Source organism: Alicyclobacillus fodiniaquatilis (assembly GCF_042678105.1).
GTDB classification, from domain to species: Bacteria; Bacillota; Bacilli; order Alicyclobacillales; family Alicyclobacillaceae; genus Alicyclobacillus; species Alicyclobacillus fodiniaquatilis.
Genome location: NZ_JBHUCX010000083.1, coordinates 30062 through 56703, shown reverse-complemented (window position 1 = coordinate 56703; position 26642 = coordinate 30062). Strand labels below are relative to the sequence as shown.

The following is a 26642-nucleotide window of genomic DNA, read 5'->3' as shown; positions in this document are numbered from 1 at the left end:
TGTCCTGTCGACTAAATTCGACAGGATTTTTCTATGGTGATGCAGAAGAAATTTCCTGGTTTACATATGGAAATGAATGATACTTAGCCTGATCTCATCACTGTGTTTTTTTTAGGAGGAAAGTAGTTGAACAAATCACCGAATCAAGATGAACAAAATCAAGATGAGCACGAGGATTACACGCTTATAGCAGAAAGTGAGGATGAAAAGGAGCAGGAAGGCGAAACGTTCACTGACGCGTCTAGCGAAGTTGCGGCTGCAGTTGCAGCAGACGGTGCTGTCTTCCCAGAGATATCCACGGCAAAACCAAAAGGGAGGAAACGGACGTATCTGTCCATTCGTTTCAAAGTCGGAGGCTCATTTGCAGTGCTCCTCGCGATGACCATCGTCATTGGACTGGTCGGCGTAATTCGTTTGTTTGCGCTGCAGAGTCAAGTGGATACGCTGGCTCGGACAAATTTGGAGATTGTCGAGCAGTCCAACAGTTTGGAAGAGGACCTATTGACGATGGAAAGCAGCATGCGCGGTTATCTGATCACGGGGAATACAGCGCTCTTGAGCGATAACTACGATAGTGTCAAAAGTGTGTATCCCAAGGAATTCTCCAGCTTGCAAAAGCTGCTCCAAGGCAATAAGGATGATTTGAGCACACTGTCGGCCATCAAGCAGTCGTTTAATCAATATGTGCAGTATAGTGATCAGATGATTCAATTGCGCAAAAGCGGGCAACAAAAGATCGCAATCCAGGATGAGTCTCAGCAAGCTGGGGACGCTGCCTCACAGGGGGCGGACAGTGGGCTGCAACTCATTGTGCAGGAATATCAAACCGAGGCTGCGCAGAACGCCAGCAAGTTGAGAACCACCGTAAATGACACCATCATCGTGATGGCGATTCTCACGGCCATTTCCATTCTGATTGGCATCATTTTCGGCTTGCCTGCGACAATGTCGACACCGCGCAACATCAATCGCGTGACGCGCATTCTGCGTGAAATTGCGTCTGCGGGCGGCGATTTGACCAAGCGGATCGAAGGGGTCAAGAGCCGGGATGAAGTCCAGCGGCTGGCGGATGCCACCAACGAATTGTTGGCGTCGATTGCCACATTGGTCGGCGGGATCGGGCATCATTCCGACACATTGGCCGCAAGCGCCGAGCAATTGACCGCCAGTTCGGACGAGACGGCGCGCGCTGTCAACGACATCGCGGCGACAGCTGGCGAATTTGCACAGGTCAGCGAGCAAGCAGTCGGGGCGCTGGAAGAACTGAACGAGGCGCTGGTCGCCATTGGCAGCCACAGTGACGAAACAGCAGCAAAAGCCGATGAGGTGTCGACTGCCATCACGAATGTATCGACATCGACCGACCGTGGACAAGCGTTGGTTGAACAGGCGGAAGCGTCGATGGAGTCCATGCAGACCATGACGACGCGGGCCAATACGAGTGTCCAGGATTTGAACGCGGCTTCCGCGCAGATTGCTCAGATTCTCGGCACCATACGCAACATCGCCGAGGAAACCAACCTGCTTGCGCTCAACGCCTCCATAGAAGCAGCGCGCGCTGGCGATGCTGGTCGCGGGTTTGCTGTCGTGGCGCAAGAGGTTCGGCACCTCGCTGAACAAAGCCGGGAAGCGACCAAACGCATCAATGACATTATTGGGCGCAACCTTGAATTGATGAGCCAGGTCAGCGCGGCGATGGAACAAGGTGTTGCGGCAGTAAACAATGGTCGCGAAGCGTTTTCCCGCACCAAGGACGCGTTTGTCGATATTCACTCTGCGGTAGAACGCGTGGTGCCTTCGACCACGGATATTGTGGAGCGCACACGGACGCAGGCCTCTCTCTTGCAAGGGGGACGAGCGGGTGTGCAAAAATTGAACACGCTCATGGCGCAAGTTGCCGCCGGATCGCAAAACAATGCGGCCAGCACAGAGGAGACCTTGGCCACGGTCGAAGAAATTGCCGCATCTTCCCACGAACTTGCGCGGATTGCTCAAGCGTTGCAAGACCAGGTCGGCCGTTTTCAAGTCTGACGTCATTTTGCTTAGAAGGTATGCAACAACAGCCCAGGTCGGAGAGCCTGGGCTTTTTTCTGCTCATTTCGTGCCACAAGTTGGGCGTTTGCATATACTGTCGCAGTGCTTACAGTCAGCTATGTTGCCAAGGAGGTTTTTGGCTTGAAAAAGTATGTTGTAGAGCCTGGCGATACGCTTTATCAGATCAGTCAAAAGACAGGTGTGCGCGTCCCGCTGTTGTTGGCGTCCAATCCGCAATTGCAAAATCCGCATGAATTGATGCCTGGCATGCATATGGTGATTCCGGAGCTTGGAAAACCGGCAAAAACCAGTCAGGCAAAGTCCAAAGTGAGAAAGCAGTCCAGTTCGTATCCGGGGCCTTCGTATTTCGGCTTTGTCTGGCCACATGAAGTCCAGTCTACCGATACGTGGGAGGCATTGACGAAAAAGTACGGCGTTTCACTCGAACAACTGCAGCATGTCAATCCACATGTCGAGCCGGATCAAATGCCATCAGAAGGAGATACGTTGTATGTCCCTACCTCGACGCTGCCAATGATGGAACAGGCAGGAGCAGGCTCGTTCGCCGGTGGCGCGTCGTTGGGACAGACGCCGGATCAGACGTCGTATGGGCCACATACACACACGCCGTTTCGCTACGAAGCCGGAACAGTCCACAACGGGCAGCCAGAAGGATGGTATGTCGACGGCGATGAGAGTTCCTCCTTTTTTGCTTCTTCGTCTTTGGTGGAGATGACGCCAGATGCCCGGGCGGATGTTCGCGGCCAGACACAGGAGACGACGGTAGACGATGAAGGATGGTCTGGCGCCTTGACGGTTCAATTGGATGGAGACGCATGAGCAATGGCGGCGACGCACGAGAAGCTCGTGCAGCATCTATGGCGCTCGTATGGCATCCAGGCGCAGGCCATCATCCGTCGGCGAACGGTGCTGGGCATTGTCGACGAGGATGGGCATGCGTATATATGGAAGCCAGCTCGCTTGGGCGATGATGAAGCGCGTCTAGCCGCGTTGGCCGGGTTGCAGTCGGTCTACCAGGCGAGCGGCACCGACGTGGCGCTGCCGCTGCGCGCCAGGAGCGGGCGGTATCTGACGCGTGTCAGCGACGCAGATACCGCAGGATATCTCCAGCCCTGGCTCACTGGACGGCATGTGGATGTCAGTGTGGCAAAGGAGCGGTTGCGTGTCCTCTCCACCCTTGCAGCGGTACAGCGAGCCAGTCAGCAAGCGGGATTTCCCGGCCAACAGGTGCTGACGCGCGGCACGTTGCTTGGCAAGCTGCGCATGAAGGAAAAGGCTTTATGGCGCGTGTGGCCCACGGTGGAAGCCGCTTATCCTGTGCTGCGTCATTGGCGTCAGCCTACAGAGCGGCGAATGACCTACGTGCTGCAAAGCTACAAAACGTATCTGGCGCGCCATCATGATGACACAGCGGACATCGCGTTTTGCCACCGCGACTTGGCGCCGCACAATGTCCTCTGTCAGCCTGAAGGACGAATCGGTTGGATTGATTTCGATCACGCCAATTACGATGATATGCTGCACGACGCCATACAATTTGTCGGTCACACTGTTTTTTTGGCTGCGCTTTCCGCTGAAGCGTATCGCGAGCTTGTGGAGACGTACGTCGCTGCCGCTGAGATCGACACAGAACGCGCGCAGTTGTTGTGGACATTGACCACATGGCCGGATGTGCTCATCCGCGTTTGCGTGGAATGGGTTCGCCAAGGTTGTCGCAAAGAAGGCATCACGCGTATCGATCACGCTATCGCATGCGAGCGAAAAAGGATGCGCTTGCAAACTGAATTGGATTTGAAGGGCTGTCCCTTTTGAGACGGCCCTTTTTCAGTGCATTGAAGCATCCTATGCGGCGGTCTATACTGAAACGAGACTGAATGAGCAATCGATAGGACAAGGGAGAGGCAACCAGATGGCCGGGCATTCGAAATGGCACAACATTCAACGCCGGAAAGGCAAACAAGATGCAGTGCGGGGGCAACTTTTTACAAAAATTTCACGTGACATCTATCATGCGGCAAAAGAGGGCGGTGGGAACCCGGATACGAATTTCCGTTTAAAGGTGGCTGTGGAACGGGCAAGGCAAAGCAATCTTTCCGCAGACAGCATCCAGCGGACCATCGCAAAGGCCACCGGGACGCTTGAAGGGGTCACGTATGAAGAAATTCAATATGAGGGCTATGGCCCACAGAGTGTCGCCATCTTGATTGATATTGTCACCGACAATCGGAATCGCACAGCGGCAGATATTCGTCACATTTTCAAAAAGCGCGGCGGCAATCTCGGCGAAGCGGGTTCTGTCGCTTGGATGTTTGAGCGGGTTGGCCAAATCAGCGCTCCGATGAACGCACAGACCGACGAAGAATCATTGATGCTCGAACTCATCGAAGCGGGCGCGAGCGATGTTGAAGCCAATGATGGCGTGTTGCAGATTCAAACTGCGCCAGAAGCCTTTCGCGCTGTTCGGGACACGTTGGATGCGATGGACATTCCCTATGAAGACGCGGAACTGACCTATTTGCCGTCGACCACAGTCGCGTTGACAGCGGATGCCGCTGACGAGGTGGACGAGCTGATTGAGGCGCTGGAAGCGCATGATGATGTGCAAACAGTTTATAGCAACGCCGTCTTCCCATCGGGGGAAGAGGAACTGTAAGTTTGCATAACTTGTTCCTCTCTGCACACATTAAGTACAACGTTGGGCGCCGAGAGGTGAGTACGTTGTATATAAACCGTGTTTGTCGAGGAACAAAGAAAATGTTCGCCATACTGGGGATATGGACGGTGGCGTTTGCCGTTTGTCTGTGCGTTGCCAGTGTGCCTACGCGCGCTGTCTACGCCGATGCGCCGGCCTATCCGGATTTTGGTCAGCATACAAATACGCATTCACACACAGCGGCACAGGGCAAGAAGGAGCCAGCGCACGCGCTGTTTGTCACCAAAAAACAAGATGGCCAATGTTTGCTGGAAGAACATGCTGTCGTGGATGACGCCATCACAGGCTTTGTCGGGGAGCATCCGGCTTGGCAACTGAACATCGCTTTGACATGCTTCTTTATGGAGCCCGTTTATGAGCGAGATACCTCTTTGTATGCGACCCAGGACGGGCGCGTTGCGGTATAACCACGACGATACCAGACGATACCACAAGTATCACCACAGGGGATACCCAGAGATTGGCTTCAGAAAATAAGCAGAATATGAGACAATGGGGGCGTCATGGCGCCTCCTTTTTTTTGTTGAAGTAGGACTTTCTCGTCTCGGCGGCGAATTTCTATCGTCTGGGAGACTGCCATGCGTGATGCATCCCGTACCAGTAGCATCACGAAAATTCGAGCTAATCAAAGCACCGCGGATGGCACACAAAGGTATCGACTTTACTTTCAGGGCAGGAGCGTTCTTTTGGCTACTCTTCGCGTTTTAGGAATTGATCCAGGCATTGCACGTCTCGGTTATGGTATTGTCGAAGCAGCCGGATCCCAATTGCGCTGTGTGACTTACGGTTGCATTGAGACCGCTGCGAATATTGCCGTGGCCGAACGCTTACAAACAATTTACCAGGAATTAGAACAGTTGTTGCGGCAATATCAACCCGATGCCATGGCTGTTGAAGAGTTGTTCTTCAATCGCAACACGACCACTGCGTTTACCGTTGCTCAAGCGCGCGGTGTGGTCTTGCTGAGTGCCGCACAGCACAATACGCCTTTGGCGGAGTATACGCCGATGCAAGTCAAGCAGGCAGTGACCGGCTATGGCCGAGCGGACAAGCAGCAGATTCAGCAGATGGTGAAATTGCTTTTGGGCCTAGCGTCCCTACCAAAACCGGACGATGCGGCAGATGCGCTGGCCATTGCCATCGCGCACGCCCATACAGCGCCACTTGCGCGGATGCAGCCAGCGGCACAGCCGCAGCAAACGGGCTGGCACTGGCAACGGGGGAATGGACGATGATCATCTTCTTGGACGGGCGTGTGGATACGCTTGGCATTGGCTATGTCGATCTCGACGTCAACCATGTGGGCTATCGTGTCTATGTTTCGGATCTGACGCTTCGCTCCTTGCGCACAGACGAAGATGTGCGTTTGTACACCTACCAGCACGTGCGTGAGGATGGCGTGTTCTTGTTTGGGTTTGCCACATTACAGGACAGACAGATCTTCGAACGGCTCATCAGCGTTTCTGGTGTCGGGCCGAAACTTGCGATGCAAATGCTCGGCGCGCTTCCGGCGCCAGCGGTGGTTGCGGCAATTCGGCAGGAAGATGCGCAGACGCTGTGCGGTTTGCCGGGCATTGGCAAGAAGACGGCGCAACGGATGATCTTGGAGTTAAAGGACAAGCTGGACGATTTGCCGGTGTCCACCGATTCGATATATGCAAACGCCGAGCCACCCAAAGCGCAAGTGGATGTGGCGGACGACGTGACCACGGCGTTGATTGCGCTCGGCTACCGGCAAAAAGAGGCAATGGCGGCAACCGAGCACGTGTTGCAGAACCAGCTGCATACGGTCGAAACGGCCATCAAGGCCGCCTTGACCTGGCTTTACGCCAACCAAAGCGAGTTGAACGCCTGAGGTGCGTTCAGTGTCGGATGGATTAAAATGGAATGCCTGTCCTGTTGTGATCATGTTATGGTAACATCGAATACTAGCTGTTTAAAAGATAGCGCATCGTGTGTGACGCGCTCTGTACCAACAGCAGTATCAATCTAGCCAATCATCAGCATCGTGGATGGCGCACGAAAAGGTATCGATTTTACTTTGAGGATAGAGTCTGGATGGGAGGTGTCAGATGGACGAGCGCATCGTTTCTGGCGAGTGGAGTCGCGAAGATACGACGCTTGATTCCATTCGCCCACGCTTTCTCGATGATTACATCGGGCAACGTGTGGTGAAAGAAAATCTCCAGATTTTTATTCAGGCGGCCCGTGAACGCGGGGAATCCCTTGACCACGTTTTGCTATATGGACCGCCAGGGCTGGGCAAAACCTCGTTGGCGATGATCATCGGCAATGAATTGGGCGTGCATGTGCGTGTGACGTCGGGGCCAGCAATTGAGCGGGCAGGCGACTTGGCCGCGCTTTTGACCAACTTGCAACCCGGCGACGTGTTGTTCATCGATGAGATCCATCGCCTGTCGAGATCGGTCGAAGAAGTGCTTTACCCAGCGATGGAGGATTTTTCACTGGACATCATGATTGGCAAAGGGCCTTCTGCCAGATCTGTTCGTTTGGATCTGCCGTCGTTTACACTGGTTGGCGCGACGACACGAGCGGGCCTTTTGTCGGCGCCGTTGCGAGATCGGTTTGGCGTCATTTTGCATCTTGACTATTATCCGGTGGACGAACTGGCCAAAATTGTGCGTCGCAGCGCAGAAGTTCTGCAGGTCGCCGTCACGCCAGACGCGTGTGATGAGGTTGCCCGGCGCGCCCGCGGCACGCCGCGTATCGCGAATCGCCTGTTGAAGCGCGTACGCGATATTGTGCAAGTGTCCGGCCAAGACGTCATTGACGAAACGTCGGCTGCTGCGGCGCTGACGCGGCTGAATGTCGATAAACTGGGCCTTGACGCGGTGGATGAACGTATATTGCTCGCGGCCATTGACAAGTTTTCCGGTGGCCCTGTGGGGCTGGATACACTGGCGGCGGCCATTGGCGAAGAGTCGGATACGCTGGAAGATGTTTACGAGCCATATTTGCTGCAAATGGGATTGCTCAAGAGAACACCGCGCGGCCGTGTTGTCACGTCGCTCGGCTATCGCCATCTAGGGCGAGTTGAACCAGGCAATCGCTTTTGAAGTTGGCAGACACAGACCCCCGTAATCGCTCTGAGATAAGCGAACGATGTAAGTGAGGTGGAACGTGTGGGAGTCCTGCCTTTTCGCGCTCGTCGACCTGATGAACGGAAAGAACTTGCCACACTGCTCCATAAAGTCCAAGCGGGGGACGAGCGCGCCCGCAATGATTTGATTTCATCGTATGTGCCGTTCATCTTGCGCATTGCGTCGCAGACGACACATCGATATATCGATCAAAATACTGATGATGAATTCAGTATTGCATTATCCGCCTTCAATGAGGCGATTGATCGCTTTGACACGAAGCGTGCAGCTTCATTCTTGGCGTTTGCCGAAACCATCATCCGGCGGCGGTTGATTGATTTCTTCCGCGCTCGCAAGCGGGATCGGCGTCAGACGCCTTGGAGTGAATTTGACGTTTTGGACGAAGAGGACAATGTAACGAATTATGTAGAGGTCAATACTTCCTTGTCGCAGCATCGGCTTGAAGAAGAAGCGCAGTTGCGCAAGTATGAGATTGAAGAGTACAAAGCGCGCTTGAAGGCGTATGATTTAAGTTTTTCAGAGCTTGTGCAAATTTCTCCTAAGCATGAAGACGCGAGAATCAACGCTCTGCGCATCGGCAAGTTGATTGCCGAGGACAAAGCGCTTCTGGAATATGTAGAACGGCGCAAATCGCTGCCTTTAAAAGCGCTTGAGGGCCGTGTGGAGGTTTCGCGCAAAACGATGGAGCGGCAGCGCAAGTATATTTTGGCCATCGTGATTTTGATCACGGGCGATTTTCCGACATTGCAGTCGTTTTTGGCTGACACAGGGGAGGTGTGAGTGATGCACAGAGCAAAGCCGCATGGCATGGTGATGGAAATTGAAGGGAAACGGGCGATTGTCATGACGAACGACGGTCAATTTCGGCGGATTCGCCTGCGTGAGGCGACAGAAGTGGGCGCATTCGTCCCATTGCGCTCACTGCCTTCTTCCTCCTGGCATTTGCGTGCAACAGTCGCGAGCGTGGCTGCTGTGGTGGTTATTTTGGTTGGTGTTCTTCACGCTGTGCTGATCGCCCCGCCTGAAGTGGAGGCGTACGCCTATGTATCACTCGACATCAATCCGAGTGTCAGTTTGGATTTAAGTCCGCATCTCACGGTGCTTCGCGCTGATGGGCTGAATGCCCATGGGAAAAGTTTGCTGCGTTCCATCCACGTTCGCGGCAAATCTTTGGACAAAGCCATCAGTATGATTGTCGGACAGACAGTCAAGACAGGTCTTTTGCCGCAAAATGACACCATCATTGTCGCTGCCGCATCGGCGACGGATGGGAAAGATGTGACTCAGATTGAGCAAGAGGCTACATCGGATGTGGATCAGGCGCTGGTTGTTGCGCCGACGAATATTGCCGCGAGTGCGACAGTCTATGGCATGGATTTGTCTGACGATGTCTGGAAGAAAGCCATCTCCCAAAACGTCTCGCCGGGTAAGTTTGCGACTTACTTGATGGCCAAGCAGGTTGGTGTAAACATCAAACTTGCGGACATCAATTCTTCCAATCTGCAGATGCTGTTGACACAGGTTCACGACCTGCAGTCAGGCATGGCGCAATTGGACACAGGTTCATATGGGAAAGTTGCTGAAATTTTGCAGCAGTACAGTCCGAACCAAACCACGGGCAACAGCAACCAGCAACAACATGCAGCTGGTTGATAAGCAAGGGCAAAAAGTGTTTGCATTCCTCTTTCTTTGCCTCGCCTTCAATTCAAAGTATAATAATCCCTGTTATTTGTGATGGAGACCGCCATGCGCGATGCGTCGCATCTGCAATGTCATGCAAATGCCAGTCCATCGAGGTATCGCGGATGGCAAGCAAAGTATCAATTTAACAGAGTAGAAGGGATGTCTCTTTTGCGGGTCGATGAGTTTGATTATGAGCTGCCTGAGCGCTTAGTGGCCCAGACGCCGCTATCGTCGCGCGATGAATCGCGTTTGATGGTGGTGGATCCGGTGGACAAAACGCTTGTGCACACACATTTTCGCAAGATTACAGAGTATCTGCGTCCTGGTGATCTCCTGGTGTTGAACAATTCAAAGGTGATCCCGGCTCGTTTGTATGCCAAAAAAGTGGACACCGGCGCGCGCGTCGAGTTGCTCTTGCTGCGTCCAGCCACTGAAGCGCAATGCTGGATGGCGTTGACGCGTCCTGCGAAGCGGTTGAAGTTGGGCACCGAATTGGTGCTTGGCGAGGGAGCTGAGGCTGTCAGCATCCGCGTTGTCGGCGTGCATGACGAAGGCATCCGAACGCTGCATTTTTTGACTGAGCAATCGGTGACAGCGTTGGCGGATCGATATGGCGAAATGCCTTTGCCTCCCTATATCCATGCGAAGTTGGAGGACAAGTCCCGCTATCAGACAGTGTACGCCAAGCATGTCGGCTCTGTCGCTGCCCCGACTGCAGGTCTGCATTTTACGCAGACGTTGCTCGACGAGGTCCGGGCAAAAGGGGTGGATGTGCACTTTGTCACACTGCATGTGGGATTAGGCACATTCCGCAATGTGCAGGCTGAGGATGTCAAGGAACATCAAATGCATAGCGAATGGTATGAAGTCAGTGAGGATACGGCCGATGCCATTAACGAAGCGCGTCGAGCCGGACGGCGCATTGTCGCTGTGGGGACGACTGCGCTGCGGACCTTGGAGAGCGCAGGCGTGACAGGGACGCTTCTGGCAGAGGCGCGAGAGACGGACATCTTCATTTATCCGGGGTATCAGTTTCAAATCGTCGATGCGTTGATCACGAATTTTCATCTGCCCAAATCGACGTTGTTTATGCTCGTGAGCGCTTGGATGGGCACGGATTTTGCCAAAGAAGTTTACGCCACAGCGGTAGAGAACGAGTATCGCTTTTTCAGTTTTGGCGACGCGATGTTTTTGACACGGAGGTGAACACGAATGACAGTGCCAGTGCGCTATGAGTTGCTTGCTCGTTCAACCGAATCCCAAGCGCGGCGGGGGCGCGTCTATACGCCGCACGGCGTGATCGAGACGCCGGTCTTTATGCCTGTCGGCACGCAAGCCACGGTCAAAACCATGGCGCCTTGGGAATTGGAGGAGCTTGACGCAAAAATTATTCTCTCGAATACATACCACCTGCACCTGCGGCCAGGTGAAGAGATTGTGCGACAGGCGGGGGGACTGCATGGTTTTATGAATTGGCAGCGCCCAGTGCTGACGGACAGCGGCGGGTTTCAAGTGTTCAGTCTCGCCAGTCTGCGCAAAATCACGGACGAAGGGGTCGCGTTTAAATCACATATTGATGGCAGCCCGCGTTTCTTTTCGCCCGAGACGGTCATGGGGATTGAAAATGCGCTTGGCGCGGATATCATCATGCAGTTTGACGAGTGTCCACCGTACCCAGCGGATAGAGCATATCTTGAAACTTCGCTCGAACGCACGCTCGCTTGGGCGAAACGCTGTAAGGACGCACATGCCCGTCCGGAAGCGCAGGCGCTATTTGGCATTGTTCAAGGCGGTGAGCATCTTGATTTGCGTCGTCGGGCAGTGGAATCGCTGGTGGAGCTGGATTTGCCGGGGTACGCCATCGGCGGGTTGAGCGTCGGCGAACCGAAGCCGTTGATGTACGACATTTTGGCTTACACGACGCCGCTGTTGCCTGCGGATAAGCCGAGATATCTGATGGGCGTCGGCGCGCCGGATGATTTGTTCGAAGGCGTCGAGCGTGGCATTGACATGTTTGATTGCGTGTTGCCGACTCGCATCGCCCGCAATGGCACAGTCTTTACTTCCACGGGCAAACGCGTGCTTAAACACGCGCGGTACAAGGATGATTTTTTGCCGCTGGATGAAAATTGCACATGCCGCGTGTGCCGTACGTTTACGCGAGCGTATATCCGCCATCTGTTGAAGGCGGAAGAGATTCTGGGCGTGCGTCTGACTAGTTACCACAACGTCCACTTTCTCCTGCAATTGATGGAGAAGATCAGATTATCTATCCAAGAGAACAGGTTTTTGGCATTCAAACGCGAATTTTACCAAACGTATGGTTATACTGGACAACGAGAGGATGTGAAAGAATGAAAGGCGGAAGTTTACTATTTCTTGTGATTTTGGTTATCGTCTTCTACTTCCTGATGATTGTGCCGCAAAGGCGCCAGCAGAAGAAGAAAGCCGAAATGATGAAACAATTGGGACCTGGTGCGAAGGTTATGACAGCGTCTGGGATCTATGCGGAAATCGTCGAGATCCATGATGATATCATTGTTGCTCGTGTGGCGCCCGATGTTGAGATTGAGATGGACGCACGCGCAGTGACTCGCGTGGTCAGTGAAGGCACCTCGTATGACGAAGATGAGGAAGTGCACGAACTTGGCGCGCCGGACGATGAAGACGGCGAATACGCTGAAGAATCGGCAGACGAAGAACACGACGAAGATGTAGACGATGATGCTGATGAAGTCAGCGAAGACGACGAAAACGAGTTTGAGCGTAAAAAAGAAGGCTGATTTTTTTTCGATCACGCCAAAATGTCACACTCACATGGGTGGAAGAGGGAGGGCACATCGCCCTCCCTCTAGTCGTCCCGGCGCGTTGCGGCGCCAATCATGCCGCCAAAAGCGCCGATGACCGCCATCAGCAGCACACGGAAAAGTCCGCTGGCATCGATGGTAAACGTGTTGTAGATAAAAAGGCCAATGGCCACCATGATCAGCGCGTAAAGCAGGCCTGTGACGCCCCCGTAAAACCAACCTCTGGATGTGACGCAACGACTTGCCGCCACCGCGCCAAAAAATACGGCGATGCAGTGAATGATGTATGCAGCAGTTGTAATGCCACGCGCTTCAAGGCTGCCGTATTGAGCCATGAGAAAAACGACAATAATGCCGAGCGCGGCGAGGAATAAAGCCCAAAAACAGCCATACAAAATCGGGAATCTGCGCAGCGATCTTACATTCAAGGACGTCTCCGAGGAGGACATACAGGTCACCTCTTGTACAAGTTTGCTAATCTCTATGCCAGCTTGCTCTAAAATATGAATTGACTTCTCTGAATTGTCCGCTGTGATAGAAAAGTGAAAATCAGGTCCACGGGCAATATGTCATTGGCGCGCATGGAGAATCCATCCATCAGGTCATACTACCAAGGTACATGTGAAAATCCATCAGACTGTATCACTGTAGGTACAGATCTGGTGTTTGATTTTGTTGAATAGAGGACTTTTTCACATGTCCCTTAGGTGGAGGATGATACGCATGAACCATATCCCAATCTGGCTGATTCCACTGCGCGTGCTATTTTTGTATTTGTTGGTGATGGTGGCGCTGCGGATTATGGGGAAGCGTGAAATTGGTCAGTTGTCGGTATTCGACTTTGTCGTGTCCGTCATGATTGCTGAACTGTCCACCTTGCCGATGGAGGATGCAAACATTCCGCTATATCAATCCGGCATTGCGATTGGTTCCCTCGTTTTATACCAGATCGTTGTCGCGTTGTTGCAGCTCAAAAGCACTCGCTTTCGCCACTTGGTCGACGGCGAACCATCTGTACTTGTGGAACACGGCCAAATCAAGGATAGAGAAATGCGCCGTCATCGCTATTCTGTAGATGATCTGCTGACACAACTGCGTGAAAAAGGGATGAATCAACTTGCGGATGTGGAGTTTGCCATTTTGGAAACTTCAGGCCAACTGAGTGTTTTTCCCAAGGCAGAAGCAAGGCCGCTCACCCCGCGCGATATGAATCAACACGTCAGGCCGGAACATATGCCCATGCCGCTGGTCATCGATGGACAGCCGGTGCAAAAGACGCTTGAAGTCTTGGGGCGTGACACAGCCTGGCTGCAACAGACATTGAGCCAGCGCGGCTACGCGAGTTTGCAGGATGTTTTCTTCGCCTCCATCGATGGACAGGGGGACATTTGGATTGATGCGCGTGATCCGAAAGAGCACTGATGCCTCGTGCCCCTTGGCGCGCATTTCAACGCCTTTACACCGCAAACGGCACCCACCTGATGATGGAGGCCAACCAAGGGCCGATTTTTGGCACGCGGCGAATGTTGCGCGTGGTCAAGACGCGCAGCGCGCACAAGAGAGCAAGGTACAATATGAATCCGCCGATGATGGCGAACATCAGCGAACCAAACGGCAACTGGCCATGGTGGTAGGTGATGATTTGCATGTAGGCAAACATGGCGCATGCCGCGATGGCGATACGCGCAAGCGCCTGCAGACGAATGCTAAAGCCAACATAGTGCACGACAAACCAGAGATTGAGCAAGGCAGAGATGGTAAAGGACGCGGCGGTCGCCATGCTGATGCCTAGCACGCCGATGGTAGGATGCGACGCCAAGAGAATGATCAAAGCCAACTTGAGCAAACCACCGATGATAGAATTGGCCATTGCGATGCCTGCTTTGTTCAATCCCTGCAAAATGCCGACGAGCGGTCCTTGCAGGCAGAGAAAAAACTCAAATGGCGCCATGACGGCAAGGATGGGTCCGACAGACGGCTCTTTGTAAATGTACTGCGAGAGCGGCGAAGCGAACATCGTCAAGACGACGGATGTCGGGAAAGCGACCATGGCGGTGGCAGTGAAACTTTGCGCCAGGCGGATGCGCACGCGAAACCGCTCTGAACTGGCCACAGCTTGGGCGACAGATGGCACGAGATTCGTCGCCAGTGAACCTGTGAAGACAGTCGGAAACACCAACAGCGGAAAGGCCATGCCGCTGTACTGGCCGTACAGCGCGGTCGAGATGCTCGTCGTGAATCCTGCCGCTTTTAACGCCCGCATGACGAGAACGGGTTCCGCGGCTGCCAACACCGACCAGATAAGTGAACTTAATGTGACGGGCAGCGCTAACTGGCCCATGGAATAGAGCGTCTGTCGCCTGGTTTCGTCGCTGCGCGCCGCCGCATTGGGCAAAATGTCGGACAATCTGCCTCGCCGCCGCTGTTGGACAATCAAAAACAGCAATCCACCAAGTTCTCCTAAAACCATGCCCATCATCGCCGCCGCCGCTGCATAGGCCAGCGAATACCGGACGAAGTACGCCGCTAAAATCCAGATGCTCACAATGCGTATCGTCTGTTCGAAGATGCGCGCCGCCGCAGTTGGCGTCATGTCCTGCATTCCCTGAAAATACCCTCGGTACAAACTGGATACCGCGATGATGGAGACGACGGGAATCATTGCGAGATAGGTTGGGTATGCGCGCGGGTCCGACAGCCAGTGATGGAGTACAAACCCTCTTAAAAAGTACATCAGGCTGGTGAAAATGACGGTCATGGTGGCGATGATCCAAACGCTGACGCGCATAATCCGCAACACGCGAGCGCGATCGTTCTGGGCGACGGCTTCTGCCACAAGCTTTGAAATGGCCAGCGGCAGCCCTGCGGTGACAAATGTCAGCACGAGACCGAGGATGGGAAAGACAATTTGGAAAAGGCCCATCCCTTCGGCGCCAATCAACCGCGTTAAAAAAATGCGATAGACGAATCCCATTACGCGCGTGATAAGTCCTGCAATCATTAACACAAGCGCGCCGTGAAGGAATGATTGACGATTCATCCTGCAACGCTCCTGTTCTATTTTTGCGACATGTGAAAGCTCGAACGAGCTGTCCGTTCAATCTATGCGTTTTGGCGGTGGGGTAGTCCATTTTTCACGACCAAGCGGACTCTAGACTTGGACGCCGAACACATGTGTGGTATGGAAGACAATGGATGACATGGCACAAGGTATCGTTGATTTCCATGTCAAAAGCGCGCAGGATTTGCGGGCTTTCTGTTGAACCCTTAAAGTCAGTGTTTTGCAGACGTTTGCGGAGTTCTAGGCTTGAAGCGAGCAAAGGAGTGTTTTAGGGTGAATCCGCAGGAAGCCACACATATTCGGCCTTACGCGAAAGAACTGTTCGGTTTGTGCGCCAATAAAGCGGACGAGTTTCGTTTACTCGGATATGAACATGCCAAAATGGAGGAGATTTGGGCGTTCGTCTGCGCAAAAGTGCCGTCAGATACACCCCTACACGCAGTCGTTGACTTTATATTGTCGCTGCGCGTTATGGACTTCATGAACTACCAGACCATCGCAGCGTACAAAGGTGAAATGAACGATTAGGCCGCCATGCGTGATGCATCCCGCATCAGCAGGACCACGAAAATACACGTCAATGGGCACAGCGCGGATGGTGTGCACCAGGGTACGACATTTGTTTTCGGGCGTAGAAGGTGTCCAGATTTTGCAGAAGCGGCAACCCTGGAACTGGAAAAAGCCCCAGCACAGGGCGATTGTCCGGCGGATGGCGTTTGACGGCGAATTTTGTCGTTTTGTATACTAGGCATGTTATGCCATGACAAGGGTTCGGAATGAGTGTACATGTAAGTGAGCACGTGAGGAGGACAATCTATGAAATGGGGACGCTTTATGGCGTTCTTGCTGATGGCGGTCATCATTTTGGGCGTGACCGTGGGCACAGCAGGGCGGCTTTGGAAGTCGATTCCGCTTGGACTCGATTTGCAAGGCGGCTTCAACATACTGTATCAAGTTCAGACACCGCACAACCGGGCGTTGACCGCGAGTGAAAAACAGGCGTTGGTCAAGGCGGTGGAACTGCGCGTAGACACGATTGGCGTTTCATCTCCGGAAATCGATTTGGAGGGTCATAACCAAATACGGGTGCAGTTGGCTGGGACTTTCAACCAACAAACAGCTGCAAACGTGATTGGCGAGACCGCCCAACTCAAAATTTATTCAGGGGGCAAAGTTGTCACCCAGAAAGACAAAGCGACCGGGAAGAAGGTCCAGGTGATGGTGCCCTCGGGCAAATTACTGGCGACTGGCGCGGATTTGAAAAGCAACGCCCAAGCGCAGCAGGATCCTACAACTGGCCAGAACGAGGTGGCCATCAGTTTTAAGGATCCAAAACTGTGGCAGAATATTACCACCAAATATTTGAATAAACAGATCTATGTGTTCCTGAACGGGACCCTCCTGACGGATCCGACTATCGATTCCAAGATGTACAATGGCAACAGCGTCATCTCTGGCGGCACGCTGACAACCGTGCAAGCATGTCAAGACTTGGCGAAAGAACTGAATGCTGGCGCATTGCCCTACCCACTTAAGAAACAAAGTGAGAGCAGTGTGGGACCGACACTTGGACAAGCCAGTCTCCGTGCCACGCTCTGGGCTGGCATGATTGCTGTGATTTTGATTTTCATCTTCATGATGCTCGTCTACCGAATGGCAGGTCTCATCGCCGATTTGGCCCTGATTGGGTATGGCTATCTCACGCTGGTGATTTTCGACGGACTGCATGTGGTGTTGACCCTGCCGGGCCTTGCCGCGTTGATTCTCGGCGTCGGGATGGCGGTGGATGCGAATATCATCGCCTACGAACGGATCAAGGACGAAATGCGCAATGGCCGCAGCCTCAAATCGGCTGTCAAAATCGGCAACAAAAACGCGTTGCGCACGATTCTCGATTCGAACGCCACCACGTTTATCGCTGGCGCCGTCATGTATTTTCTCGGTGGGCAAGGGGATATTCGCGGATTTGCGGTCGCGTTGATGATCAGCATCATCGTCAGTTTGCTCACCGCTGTGCTGCTCTCACGGTTGATGTTCTTCTCGTTCGTCAACTCGAACATTTTGCGTCGCCCGTGGTGGTTTGGAATTGGGAAAGGAGTGCTGAAGAAGGATGAAGCCTAAGTTTGACATCGTCCGGATGAGCCGTTGGTTCTTTCTCTTGTCTGCCGCCATCACGATTGCGGGAATCATCGTCTTCGCCGTTTTTGGATTCAATTTGAGCACCGATTTTAAAGCCGGTTCACGCGTGCAACTGCAGGTCAATCAGACGGTTGGCGATGCAAAAGTGCAACAGATGTTCGATTCTATCGGACTGCATGTGGAGGATGCGAACATCACCACCCAGGGGAAAGATACGGTTGTTGTTCGCTTCCCGACGATATTGACCGATGCAGAGACCGCGAAAATCAAGACTGCGGAAAGCAGCTATTTCCCGAAAAATCAAGGGCTTTCGGTTGATACGGTCGATCCCTATGTAGCCAATCAGACGGCGCAGCGCGCTGTGATCGCCGTGCTTGTCGCGTCGGCGTTTATTGTCATCTACATCTGCATTCGCTTTGAATGGCGCTTTGCCATCGCGGGCATCATCGCATTGTTGCACGACGCCTTTATCGTGCTGGCGGCATTCGCCCTCTTGCGGCGCGAGGTGGATCTGACGTTCGTCGCTGCGGTGTTGACCATCATCGGTTACTCCATCAATGACACCATCGTCATTTTCGACCGCATTCGTGAGAATCTGAAAATCGTCAAGCCAAAAGATGTGGATACACTGAAAACTTTGGTGAATCGCAGTCTATGGCAGACGATGTCGCGTTCCATCAATACGGTCATCACTGTGCTCATCGCGTCGCTCATTCTCTACTTTTTTGGCGGCACATCGATTCGCAACTTCACGTTCGCGTTGATTATCGGTTTGGTCAGTGGCGCGTACAGCTCGATTTTTATCGCCAGCCCGTTGTGGCTGCTCATTCGCGGCAGGAATCTCGAACATGGAAAAAAGAAGAACGAAAGCAAGGTCAATCCTGCTTGATGAGGCAATGAACAATGATGCGGGGCGCTCCGGTTGGAGCGCTTTCTTTATCTTTAGCAGCCAGTTTGGTTACCCTTTACAAGAGGGAGAAAGATGGGGGGCATGCGCTTGAGCAGCGAGTCACGCGCACAAAGACAGGGGACGGTGGTCGCCTATGCGAATGCCATCATCAACCTGCTGCTGTCCATCGGCAAAGGCGTGGTTGGGGCACTGGCAGGCAGCGACGCGCTGATAGCCGACGCCGTGCATTCCGCAGCTGACTTGGTTGGCTCCTTGGCGGTCATCATCGGCCTTCGCATAGCGCGCAAACCACCAGATGAAGATCACCCGTACGGGCATGGCAAGGCGGAGTTGATCGCTGCGACGATTGTGGGTGGCTTTCTCGTCGCAGCGGCGGTGGAAGTCGGTTACTCATCGGGGAAGTCACTCTTTTATCCGCCAAAGCATCCAGATTTGATGGCCGCCTATGCGGCTGGCGCCGCCATTCTGGTTAAAGAGTTTCTGTATCACTTCAACATTCGGCTAGGGCGTAAACTCAACAGCAAGAGCTTGATTGCCAGCGCATATGATCATCGCTCTGATGTGTACTCTTCGTTTGCGGCGCTGATCGGCATCGTGTTGTCCATTATTGGGGCGCGCGAACACATTCTCTGGCTGCGCTACATGGATGCCATCGCAGGTTTGTTTGTCGCCCTGCTAGTTTTGAAAATGGCCATTTCCATCGCTTGGGATGCCCTGCAGAGCTTGATGGACCGCGTGGTGTTGGAGGAAGCGGACATCACGCCGTATCGCAATACGGCGCAGAGCGTGACGGGGGTCGAGTGTATCGACGAGATTCGCGTGCGTGATCACGGTCAGTATGTGATTGTCGATATTGAGATTGGCGTCGACGCAGATATCACGGTTGCAGCTGGCCACGATATTGCGGCTGAAGTGCGAAGCGAACTCCGACGGCAGTTCAATCGAATCCAGGATGTTTTTGTGCACGTCAATCCGTATTACAATGATGAATTGGAGTCGCAAACAGGAAAGGGGGACGAAGCGTGACGAAGGTTCCACTTTGGTCGACTGCAGGGGCTTCTGACCATGCGGTAGAGGCGCTCGTTGAGACATTGGCGCTGCCGCGGCGGGTGGCCAGTTGGCTGGTTGCCAGAAAGATCACGGATCCACAGGAAGCGCGCCGTTTTCTCTTTGCGCACGAGCGTTTCTCGGATCCGTTCGCATTTCACGAAATGAAACCGGCCATCCATCGGCTCATTCAGGCGATGGAACAGGACGAAATCATCGTCATCGTCGGCGATTACGACGTTGATGGCGTCACGGCCAGCACGATTTTGGCCAGTGAGCTTGTTTTGCGCGGAGCGACATGGCATTGCCTGATTCCAGACAGGGTCGCCGATGGTTACGGGTTGAGCGAGCATCTCGTGGACAGCGCGGCTGCGTTGGGCGCACATCTCATCATCACGGTGGACAACGGCATTCGCGCAGATAGCGCTGTGGCATCCGCGGTGGCGCAGGGGATAGATGTCATCGTCACAGACCACCACGAACCGGGTGATACAGCGCTGCCCCCTTGCACAGCGGTTGTGCATTGGGCGCGTCACGACATGCCGAACGAAGCCATCGTCCTATCTGGCGCAGGGGTTGCGTGGAAATTCTGTCAAGCGTTGCAGACGATGTCGCCGCTTCAGGGGAATGCCGCTGTGTTGGACGATCACGCCAATTGGCAACTGGGCCTTGCGTCCTTGGGGGCAATCAGCGACATGATGCCGATGCGCGGGGAAAATCGGCGCTTGATTCGCGAAGGGCTGGAGGCGATGCGGCAGTGTCAGCGGCCTGGATGGCGCACACTGTGTCTCAATGCGCGCGTCAAACCGGAGGAGCTGTCTGTCACGGGCGTGTCGTGGCGGATCGCCCCACGTATGAACGCCGCCGGGCGGATGACCACGGCAAAGGTCGCGTTTGATCTCCTGATGGCGGACAATCTGCAAAATGCAACGGACTATGCGGACACCATTGAGGCGCTGAACACAGAACGCAGACAGGTGACGGAGCGCGCGGTGCAAGAGGCGATAGCAGAGGTAGAGGAAGCATATGGCGGGCAACCGGACTCGGTTGTGGTGCGTGGCCGCTGGCCGCTGGGGGTTGTCGGCATTGTGGCGGCGAAATTGGTCGATACATACGATTGTCCGGCGATTGTGTTCGCGGATGCTGGCGAGTCGTTGTTGCGTGGTTCTGGCCGTGCGCCCGCCGGTTTTTCGCTCTATGATGCGCTTTCGGAATGCGCGGTGTGGTTGGCGCACTTTGGGGGGCACGATGCGGCGGTGGGCTGTGGTGTCGAATCGGACAATTTTTTGCAATTTCGCGCGGCCTTCGACAATGTGGTGCGGCAAGCTGACATCGATACCAGCGAAACAGCGTCCATGGTCGCGGACGACTTTTTGCCTTTGGCGGATGCCAATCTGGAACTTTTGGATTGGGCGCTTCGCTTTGCGCCGTATGGGCCAGAAAATGAGCCTTTGCGCTTTTTTATCGGTCCAGCGGTGGTGACGCGGGTGATGCCGCTGGGCAATGGCGCCCACGTGCGCCTTTGTCTGCGTGAAGGACAGGCTGAAGCGGAGGCGGTTTGGTTCAACGCGCCAGAGGTGGCCCGCGAGATGGGGAGAGTAGGGCAACTCATCGGATTATTGGTCGAATTGGAGGAGAACGTCTGGCAGGGCGTGCGCAAGGCGCAGTTGCGGGTGTTGGCAGGCTGGCATCTGCAAGAACCCATCGTGCGTGACGTGTTTGCCCGTTTCTATCGGCTCTTGCAAAAGCGCAGACAGGTGCCAGAAACGATGTTTCGCGAGCTTGCAGAGGCCCATGGCGTACATGATGTCGAGGTGATTTTGGCGACATTTCGCGAACTGGGATTTGCCGCTTGTCGCGATGGTGCGTATCATGTTCTTGAAGCTGTCAAATCACGCGATTTGCGCGAAGCAATCTCCTATCAAGCCCACCTGCGCGAGCATTTGGTGGCTTTGACATAAAAGATGAAAGAAATTTGTTTCGCCAGATGGATCTTTTGACAACAGATGAGGAGAGAATGATGAATAATGGATTATCGCAATTGGATTCGTGATATCCCGGACTTCCCGCGGGAGGGGATATTGTTTCGCGATATCACGCCGCTGCTTGGCCATGGTCAGGCTTACAAGCACGCCATCGATCAGTTGGCTGAGCAGGTGCAGCTTTGGGCGGCGGACGTCATCATCGGGCCGGAGGCGCGCGGATATGTCGTCGGGGCGCCTCTCGCCTATACGCTAGGGTTGGGATTTGTCCCTGTGCGCAAGAAGGGGAAACTGCCTGCCGATACCACAGCCGTGACATATGATTTAGAATATGGACAGGATGTCTTGGAGATGCACACGGACGCCATTCAGCCAGGACAGCGTGTAGTAGTCGCCGACGATTTATTGGCGACAGGCGGCACGATGGCCGCAACGGTCGAGCTGGCGCGCAAATTGGGAGGCGTGGTGGTCGGGGCGGCCTTTTTCATTGAACTCTTGCCCTTGCATGGGCGGGAGAAACTGTCCGGGATTCCGATTCACACACTTGTTCAATATGAAGACTAAACCATCACTTGTCGTGCGGCAGCGCTGCGCGCGCATCATATTGGCGCGAGGTCAGTTGGAATGGCAGATAGACTACGGCGGCAACGCGCCGCGATATGTAGAGGATAAGCATCGGAAATAAGCGAGATGGGGGTGTATTGATATGTCCGAAATTACAATTGAGGCACTGTGCACGCGTATGGCATCGTATTGTGATGCGGCGGACGTAGCCAGTGTGCGGCGCGCATATACGTTTGCCGAACGTTCGCACAGCGAACAGCAGCGGATGTCAGGCGAACCGTACATCACCCATCCGCTAGCGGTGGCGCTGATTTTGGCCAACCTGAAATTGGATGCCACGGCGGTCATCGCGGGCTTGTTGCACGATGTGGTCGAGGATACGACAGTTACGGATGCCGAATTGGTGCAAAACTTTGGCTCAGAGGTCGCCGCGTTAGTCGATGGTGTGACGAAATTGAAACGAATCAAATTCGATTCGCGTGAAGAGCAGCAGGCCGAGAATTTGCGCAAAATGTTTATGGCCATGGCCAAGGACATTCGCGTGCTCATCATCAAACTGGCGGATCGACTGCATAACATGCGCACCCTGCGTTATCAAACCCCGGAAAAACAACGCCGCAAAGCGCGCGAAACACTGGAGATTTTTGCGCCGCTCGCCCACCGACTTGGCATTAACACCATCAAATGGGAACTGGAAGACATCTCTCTGCGTTACCTCAATCCGCAACAATATTATCGCATTGTCAACCTGATGGCGCGCAAGCGCCAAGAGCGAGAGAGCTTTATTGATGGCGTGATGGATCTGTTGCGCGACAAGCTCAAGGATCTCAATTTAAAGGCCGAGGTTTCTGGCCGGGCAAAACATATCTACAGCATATATCGCAAAATGACGACACAGCACAAAGAATTCAATGAAATCTATGATTTGTTTGCCATTCGGGTGACGGTCGAAAGCATCAAGGACTGCTATGGGGTGCTCGGGGTTGTGCACACGATGTGGAAACCAATGCCTGGACGCTTTAAGGATTACATCGCCATGCCGAAGGCGAACATGTACCAGAGCTTGCACACGACGGTCATTGGACCGAACGGGGAGCCGTTGGAGATCCAAATCCGCACGTGGGAAATGCACCAGACCGCCGAATACGGAATCGCGGCCCACTGGGTGTACAAAGAAGGGCCGGGCCAAAAGGCCGAGGGCGACTTTGCGAAAAAGTTGGCGTGGTTCCGAGAAGTGCTGGAGTGGCAGCAGGATTTTCGCGACGCCCAAGAGTTTATGGAAACGCTCAAAATTGACCTGTTTTCAGATCAGGTTTTCGTCTTTACGCCGAAAGGCGATGTGATTGAACTGCCAGCGGGGTCTGTGCCGATTGATTTTGCCTACCGCATTCACACGGCCATCGGCAACCGCTGTATTGGCGCGAAGGTGAACAGCAAAATGGTGCCACTCGACTATCGCCTGCGCACCGGGGATATTGTCGAGGTCGTCACGTCCAAACACAGTTACGGCCCTAGCCGCGATTGGTTGAAAATCGTGCAGTCCTCGCAGGCAAAAAGCAAGATTCGCCAGTGGTTCAAGCGCGAGAAACGCGAAGAGAACGTGACACGCGGGCGGGAATCGCTGGAGAAGGAACTGGTTCGCCAACGCCTGGAACCGAAGCAACTGATGAGTGCGCCATGGATGAACGAAGCTTTACAAAAGTTCAACTTTGCCAAAGAAGAGGACTTGTACGCCGCTTTGGGCTATGGCGGCATCAGCGCGGCGCAAGTGGTGACACGGCTGCTGGAGGCCCAGAAGAAGGCGCATGAGGACAATAAACCAGTCGATTCTGTGTCTTTGACGGCGAAAACACAGCAGAAGCCGACGGAGACGGGGATTCGTGTGCGCGGTGTGGACAATCTGTTGATCCGCTTTGCGCGCTGTTGTCATCCAGTCCCTGGGGACGACATCGTCGGCTTCGTCACGCGCGGACGCGGCGTTTCGGTGCATCGGCGCAATTGCGCCAACGTCGCCTCGCTGTCGGCAGATGGAACGCGGATGTTGGAAGTGGAGTGGGCGACAAACAAGGATTGGTCGTACAACGCGGAAATCGAAGTGACGGCGTTAGATAGGAATGGCCTGGTCAATGAAGTGTTAAACGCCGTCGCCGAGACAAAGACGGACATCACGGCGGTCAATGCGCGGGCAGATGGCAAACGGATCGCCCACATTCACATGAGCGTGCGCATTCGCAATTTGGATCATCTGCGCAGCGTTGTGGAACGACTCAAGCGGCTAAAGGACATCTACAGCGTTCGTCGCATTGTGCAGTAGGTCGGCCTGGTTCTGCTGACGTGCGCAAGCGCAACAGCTAGGTGCAGCATTGTCGGATGAAGATAGCGATGGTTCGATTTGAGCTTCAGTGGGCTTTAGGAGGGAAGTTTGGTGCGGGTTGTGGTACAGCGAAGCGGTCCAGCGCGCGTCGAAGTGGCTGGCGAGATCACGGGGCAAATTGAGCGCGGGCTCGTTTTACTGGTTGGTGTCGGCAGTGAAGATACGGAGGCGGATGCAGCGTATCTCGCGGAAAAAGTGGCTCATTTGCGCATCTTTGCAGACGAGGATGGCAAAATGAATCTCGATGTGTGCGCGGCAGGCGGTGCAGTTCTCTCTGTCAGCCAGTTCACCCTCTACGGGGATGTCCGTAAAGGGCGGCGGCCAAGTTATGCAAAGGCAGCGCCACCGGAAGCGGCGACGCGTCTGTATGACGCATTCAACGCGTGCTTGCGGGGGTATGGACTGCAGGTTGAAACGGGTGTCTTTCGGGCGACGATGGATGTGCATCTAGTCAATGATGGGCCCGTCACTATCCTTTTGGACAGCAGCAAGCAATTTTAATTGCGCTTCTCTAATTGGCCAAGCCGTCATAAAGGGAAAACAGCCCCACTTTGGCTCAGTGAACAATGAAGCGACTCGACGAGGATGGTGAGAAATGTAAATGGAGATCCGCCGTTTTGTGGTCAATTCCATTCAAGCGAACTGTTACGTGTTGTCCGAGTCCATGGACAAGGGCGCGCGCGCAGTCGTCGTAGACCCTGGGGATACAGCACTGGATGAAATCTTCTCCTATATCGATGCGCATGGTTTTCAAGTCATCGCCAACTGGAATACACACGCCCATTACGATCACGTCGTCGGTGTGGACCTGCTGCGCAATCGGTATCATTGTCCCGCATATCTGCACCCGGAAGATCAACCAGTCTGGGACGAAGTGCCAAACAGCTACCACGCCTGGACGGGGCAAGAGACGGGGCCACTCAACCCTCCTGACATCCCCTACCGCGAGGGGGATGTGGTCCAGTTGGGTGAGGAGGCGTTTCGCATTTGGCATACGCCGGGACATTCGCCTGGTGGGGTCTGTCTTGTCGGAAAAGATGTCGCATTTACGGGCGATACGATTTTCAAAAGCACGATTGGCCGCACGGATTTAGCGCATGGTGATGCGGCGGCTATGGAACAGTCACTTGTGCGCATTTTGGATTGGCCAGACGAGCTTGTACTCTATCCGGGTCACGGGGATTGTTCAACGCTTGCGCGCGAGCGAGAACACAATCGTTTTCTTCGGATTGTTGCACGAGGTGGCGTGTAAGACCGCGATGAGATGTCGCGGTCTTTTTTTGTATGGGTTTGTCGTTTGTCGCCCAACCTAAGCGGAGCGATGTCTCTTCATAATACAGAAGCGTCAAATGTATCGACTTTATTTTCAGGTTAGGGGGAGAAAGGTATGGTCAACCACGAACTTCATTCATCGCACACTTGTTTTGCCTGTGGGCACACCATGCCGTGGACAGGCAACATCTTTGGCAGTTTGACGATTGCGCATGGCAACGAGATAGACGCGACCATCTCGGTCACCGGTGAAAAGGACGATCACGTCGAATTGGCCATTCAAGTACAGTGCCCGGAGTGCGGTGCCGTCAATCAGTTTAAAGCGATGCACCACAAATGAATGTTTGGCATGTAGACGCGCCGTTCTGGCGTCTGTTAAAGAGGAGCATGGTGAGCGGGGCCACGTAAAAGGGCCCCTTTTCCCCAGCTGATGTTAAGAGGCAGCGAGACATTTTGGACAATATCCGTACACTTCAAAACGATGGTTAATCACCTTAAAATCTTTAATCCTGTCGTTGAGGCCATTCATCGGGCAATCGTCAATGGGGAATGTGGCCCCACAGCCGACACACACCAGATGGTGGTGATGATGCTCGTGACACATCAGGCGATATTTCGCTGCGTCATCGCTGAACTCCATGTGCTCAATGACATTGTTTTCAAGCAATGTGGCCAATGTGCGATAAATGGTGTCATAGCTGATATTGGGATATATCTCTTTGAGGTGTTCGTACACTTCTTTGGCAGACATATATTTATCTTTATTTTGCACGAAAAAATCGACTGTTTCCTGTCGTTTTCCCGTGAATTTGAGACCAGCGCGTTTGAGTTTGTGCAAAATGGCTTCTGTGGTGACCTCCATTCAATCGTCTCCTTTCGCAAGCATCACGTGTGGCAATCTATCCGTCACCTC

Annotated in this window: 27 protein-coding genes; 24 read left to right on the top strand and 3 right to left on the bottom strand. The window is 53.8% G+C overall.

What is annotated here, in order from left to right; all coding sequences use genetic code 11:
• Nucleotides 1-126: 126 nt before the first annotated feature.
• The 13 genes from ACFSB2_RS19845 (at nt 127) to yajC (ending at nt 12356) form a co-directional block, all read left to right on the top strand.
• Nucleotides 127-2031 (top strand): methyl-accepting chemotaxis protein, encoded by a 1905-nt coding sequence (locus ACFSB2_RS19845; protein ID WP_377944841.1) that lies wholly within the window; start codon nt 127-129, stop codon nt 2029-2031.
• A gap of 144 nt (nt 2032-2175) precedes the next feature.
• Nucleotides 2176-2874 carry a LysM peptidoglycan-binding domain-containing protein gene (locus ACFSB2_RS19840; RefSeq protein WP_377944840.1) on the top strand — a complete coding sequence of 233 codons (699 nt, stop codon included), beginning with the start codon at nt 2176-2178 and terminating at the stop codon, nt 2872-2874.
• 3 nt (nt 2875-2877) lie between these two features.
• Nucleotides 2878-3867, top strand: coding sequence for a phosphotransferase (locus tag ACFSB2_RS19835; RefSeq protein ID WP_377944839.1), 990 nt, complete (start codon nt 2878-2880; stop codon nt 3865-3867).
• 97 nt (nt 3868-3964) lie between these two features.
• Complete coding sequence (locus tag ACFSB2_RS19830; protein ID WP_377944838.1) at nt 3965-4708, top strand: YebC/PmpR family DNA-binding transcriptional regulator; 744 nt, start codon at nt 3965-3967, stop codon at nt 4706-4708.
• A gap of 101 nt (nt 4709-4809) precedes the next feature.
• Nucleotides 4810-5175 (top strand): hypothetical protein, encoded by a 366-nt coding sequence (locus ACFSB2_RS19825; protein WP_377944837.1) that lies wholly within the window; start codon nt 4810-4812, stop codon nt 5173-5175.
• 279 nt (nt 5176-5454) lie between these two features.
• Nucleotides 5455-6003: a crossover junction endodeoxyribonuclease RuvC gene (ruvC, locus tag ACFSB2_RS19820; RefSeq protein ID WP_377944836.1), complete on the top strand. Its 549-nt coding sequence runs from the start codon at nt 5455-5457 to the stop codon at nt 6001-6003.
• Entirely contained in the window at nt 6000-6623 is a 624-nt protein-coding gene (gene ruvA / locus ACFSB2_RS19815) for a Holliday junction branch migration protein RuvA (RefSeq protein WP_377944835.1), read from the top strand. Before ruvC ends, ruvA begins: the two co-directional genes overlap by 4 nt.
• 217 nt (nt 6624-6840) lie before the next feature.
• On the top strand, nt 6841-7845 hold the full coding sequence (gene ruvB, locus ACFSB2_RS19810; protein WP_377944834.1) for a Holliday junction branch migration DNA helicase RuvB: 1005 nt from the start codon (nt 6841-6843) through the stop codon (nt 7843-7845).
• A gap of 57 nt (nt 7846-7902) precedes the next feature.
• Nucleotides 7903-8670 (top strand): RNA polymerase sigma factor SigI, encoded by a 768-nt coding sequence (sigI, locus tag ACFSB2_RS19805; RefSeq protein WP_377944833.1) that lies wholly within the window; start codon nt 7903-7905, stop codon nt 8668-8670.
• Nucleotides 8671-8673: 3 nt separating this feature from the next.
• The gene (locus tag ACFSB2_RS19800) at nt 8674-9543 is read left to right on the top strand and encodes an anti-sigma factor domain-containing protein (protein ID WP_377944832.1); all 870 of its coding nucleotides are present in this window, start codon (nt 8674-8676) and stop codon (nt 9541-9543) included.
• Nucleotides 9544-9741: 198 nt separating this feature from the next.
• Nucleotides 9742-10779 (top strand): tRNA preQ1(34) S-adenosylmethionine ribosyltransferase-isomerase QueA, encoded by a 1038-nt coding sequence (queA, locus tag ACFSB2_RS19795; protein WP_377945004.1) that lies wholly within the window; start codon nt 9742-9744, stop codon nt 10777-10779.
• A gap of 6 nt (nt 10780-10785) precedes the next feature.
• Entirely contained in the window at nt 10786-11931 is a 1146-nt protein-coding gene (gene tgt, locus ACFSB2_RS19790) for a tRNA guanosine(34) transglycosylase Tgt (RefSeq protein WP_377944831.1), read from the top strand.
• Complete coding sequence (yajC, locus tag ACFSB2_RS19785) at nt 11928-12356, top strand: preprotein translocase subunit YajC (RefSeq protein WP_377944830.1); 429 nt, start codon at nt 11928-11930, stop codon at nt 12354-12356. The genes tgt and yajC overlap by 4 nt, the downstream gene beginning before the upstream one ends.
• Before the next feature lie 68 nt (nt 12357-12424).
• Here the strand turns inward: yajC and ACFSB2_RS19780 are convergent, their stop codons facing one another.
• A complete protein-coding gene (locus ACFSB2_RS19780; RefSeq protein ID WP_377944829.1) occupies nt 12425-12829 on the bottom strand; it encodes a TIGR04086 family membrane protein in 405 nt (134 codons plus the stop codon).
• 274 nt (nt 12830-13103) lie between these two features.
• Here ACFSB2_RS19780 and ACFSB2_RS19775 point away from each other — a divergent pair, with 274 nt between their 5' ends.
• Nucleotides 13104-13802 (top strand): DUF421 domain-containing protein, encoded by a 699-nt coding sequence (locus tag ACFSB2_RS19775; protein ID WP_377944828.1) that lies wholly within the window; start codon nt 13104-13106, stop codon nt 13800-13802.
• Nucleotides 13803-13836: 34 nt separating this feature from the next.
• Here the strand turns inward: ACFSB2_RS19775 and spoVB are convergent, their stop codons facing one another.
• Nucleotides 13837-15420: a stage V sporulation protein B gene (gene spoVB, locus ACFSB2_RS19770; protein WP_377944827.1), complete on the bottom strand. Its 1584-nt coding sequence runs from the start codon at nt 15418-15420 to the stop codon at nt 13837-13839.
• A gap of 294 nt (nt 15421-15714) precedes the next feature.
• Between spoVB and ACFSB2_RS19765 the strand changes: the two genes are divergently transcribed.
• The 10 genes from ACFSB2_RS19765 (at nt 15715) to ACFSB2_RS19720 (ending at nt 26069) form a co-directional block, all read left to right on the top strand.
• Nucleotides 15715-15969, top strand: coding sequence for a post-transcriptional regulator (locus ACFSB2_RS19765; protein ID WP_377944826.1), 255 nt, complete (start codon nt 15715-15717; stop codon nt 15967-15969).
• A 288-nt stretch (nt 15970-16257) separates the two neighbouring features.
• The gene (gene secD / locus ACFSB2_RS19760; RefSeq protein WP_377944825.1) at nt 16258-17562 is read left to right on the top strand and encodes a protein translocase subunit SecD; all 1305 of its coding nucleotides are present in this window, start codon (nt 16258-16260) and stop codon (nt 17560-17562) included.
• Nucleotides 17552-18469, top strand: coding sequence for a protein translocase subunit SecF (gene secF / locus ACFSB2_RS19755; protein ID WP_377944824.1), 918 nt, complete (start codon nt 17552-17554; stop codon nt 18467-18469). The genes secD and secF overlap by 11 nt, the downstream gene beginning before the upstream one ends.
• 108 nt (nt 18470-18577) lie before the next feature.
• Nucleotides 18578-19516 carry a cation diffusion facilitator family transporter gene (locus ACFSB2_RS19750; protein ID WP_377944822.1) on the top strand — a complete coding sequence of 313 codons (939 nt, stop codon included), beginning with the start codon at nt 18578-18580 and terminating at the stop codon, nt 19514-19516.
• Nucleotides 19513-21498 (top strand): single-stranded-DNA-specific exonuclease RecJ, encoded by a 1986-nt coding sequence (recJ, locus tag ACFSB2_RS19745; RefSeq protein WP_377944821.1) that lies wholly within the window; start codon nt 19513-19515, stop codon nt 21496-21498. Before ACFSB2_RS19750 ends, recJ begins: the two co-directional genes overlap by 4 nt.
• Nucleotides 21499-21564: 66 nt before the next feature.
• Nucleotides 21565-22083, top strand: coding sequence for an adenine phosphoribosyltransferase (locus ACFSB2_RS19740; protein ID WP_377944819.1), 519 nt, complete (start codon nt 21565-21567; stop codon nt 22081-22083).
• 142 nt (nt 22084-22225) lie between these two features.
• Nucleotides 22226-24397 (top strand): RelA/SpoT family protein, encoded by a 2172-nt coding sequence (locus ACFSB2_RS19735; RefSeq protein WP_377944817.1) that lies wholly within the window; start codon nt 22226-22228, stop codon nt 24395-24397.
• Between the two features lie 111 nt (nt 24398-24508).
• Nucleotides 24509-24958 carry a D-aminoacyl-tRNA deacylase gene (gene dtd, locus ACFSB2_RS19730; protein ID WP_377944816.1) on the top strand — a complete coding sequence of 150 codons (450 nt, stop codon included), beginning with the start codon at nt 24509-24511 and terminating at the stop codon, nt 24956-24958.
• A 100-nt stretch (nt 24959-25058) separates the two neighbouring features.
• On the top strand, nt 25059-25709 hold the full coding sequence (locus ACFSB2_RS19725) for an MBL fold metallo-hydrolase (RefSeq protein WP_377944814.1): 651 nt from the start codon (nt 25059-25061) through the stop codon (nt 25707-25709).
• Between the two features lie 135 nt (nt 25710-25844).
• A complete protein-coding gene (locus ACFSB2_RS19720) occupies nt 25845-26069 on the top strand; it encodes a hypothetical protein (protein ID WP_377944813.1) in 225 nt (74 codons plus the stop codon).
• A 93-nt stretch (nt 26070-26162) separates the two neighbouring features.
• On the opposite strand, the gene ACFSB2_RS19715 is transcribed toward ACFSB2_RS19720, so the two are convergent.
• A complete protein-coding gene (locus ACFSB2_RS19715) occupies nt 26163-26591 on the bottom strand; it encodes a Fur family transcriptional regulator (RefSeq protein ID WP_377944811.1) in 429 nt (142 codons plus the stop codon).
• Nucleotides 26592-26642: the final 51 nt, after the last annotated feature.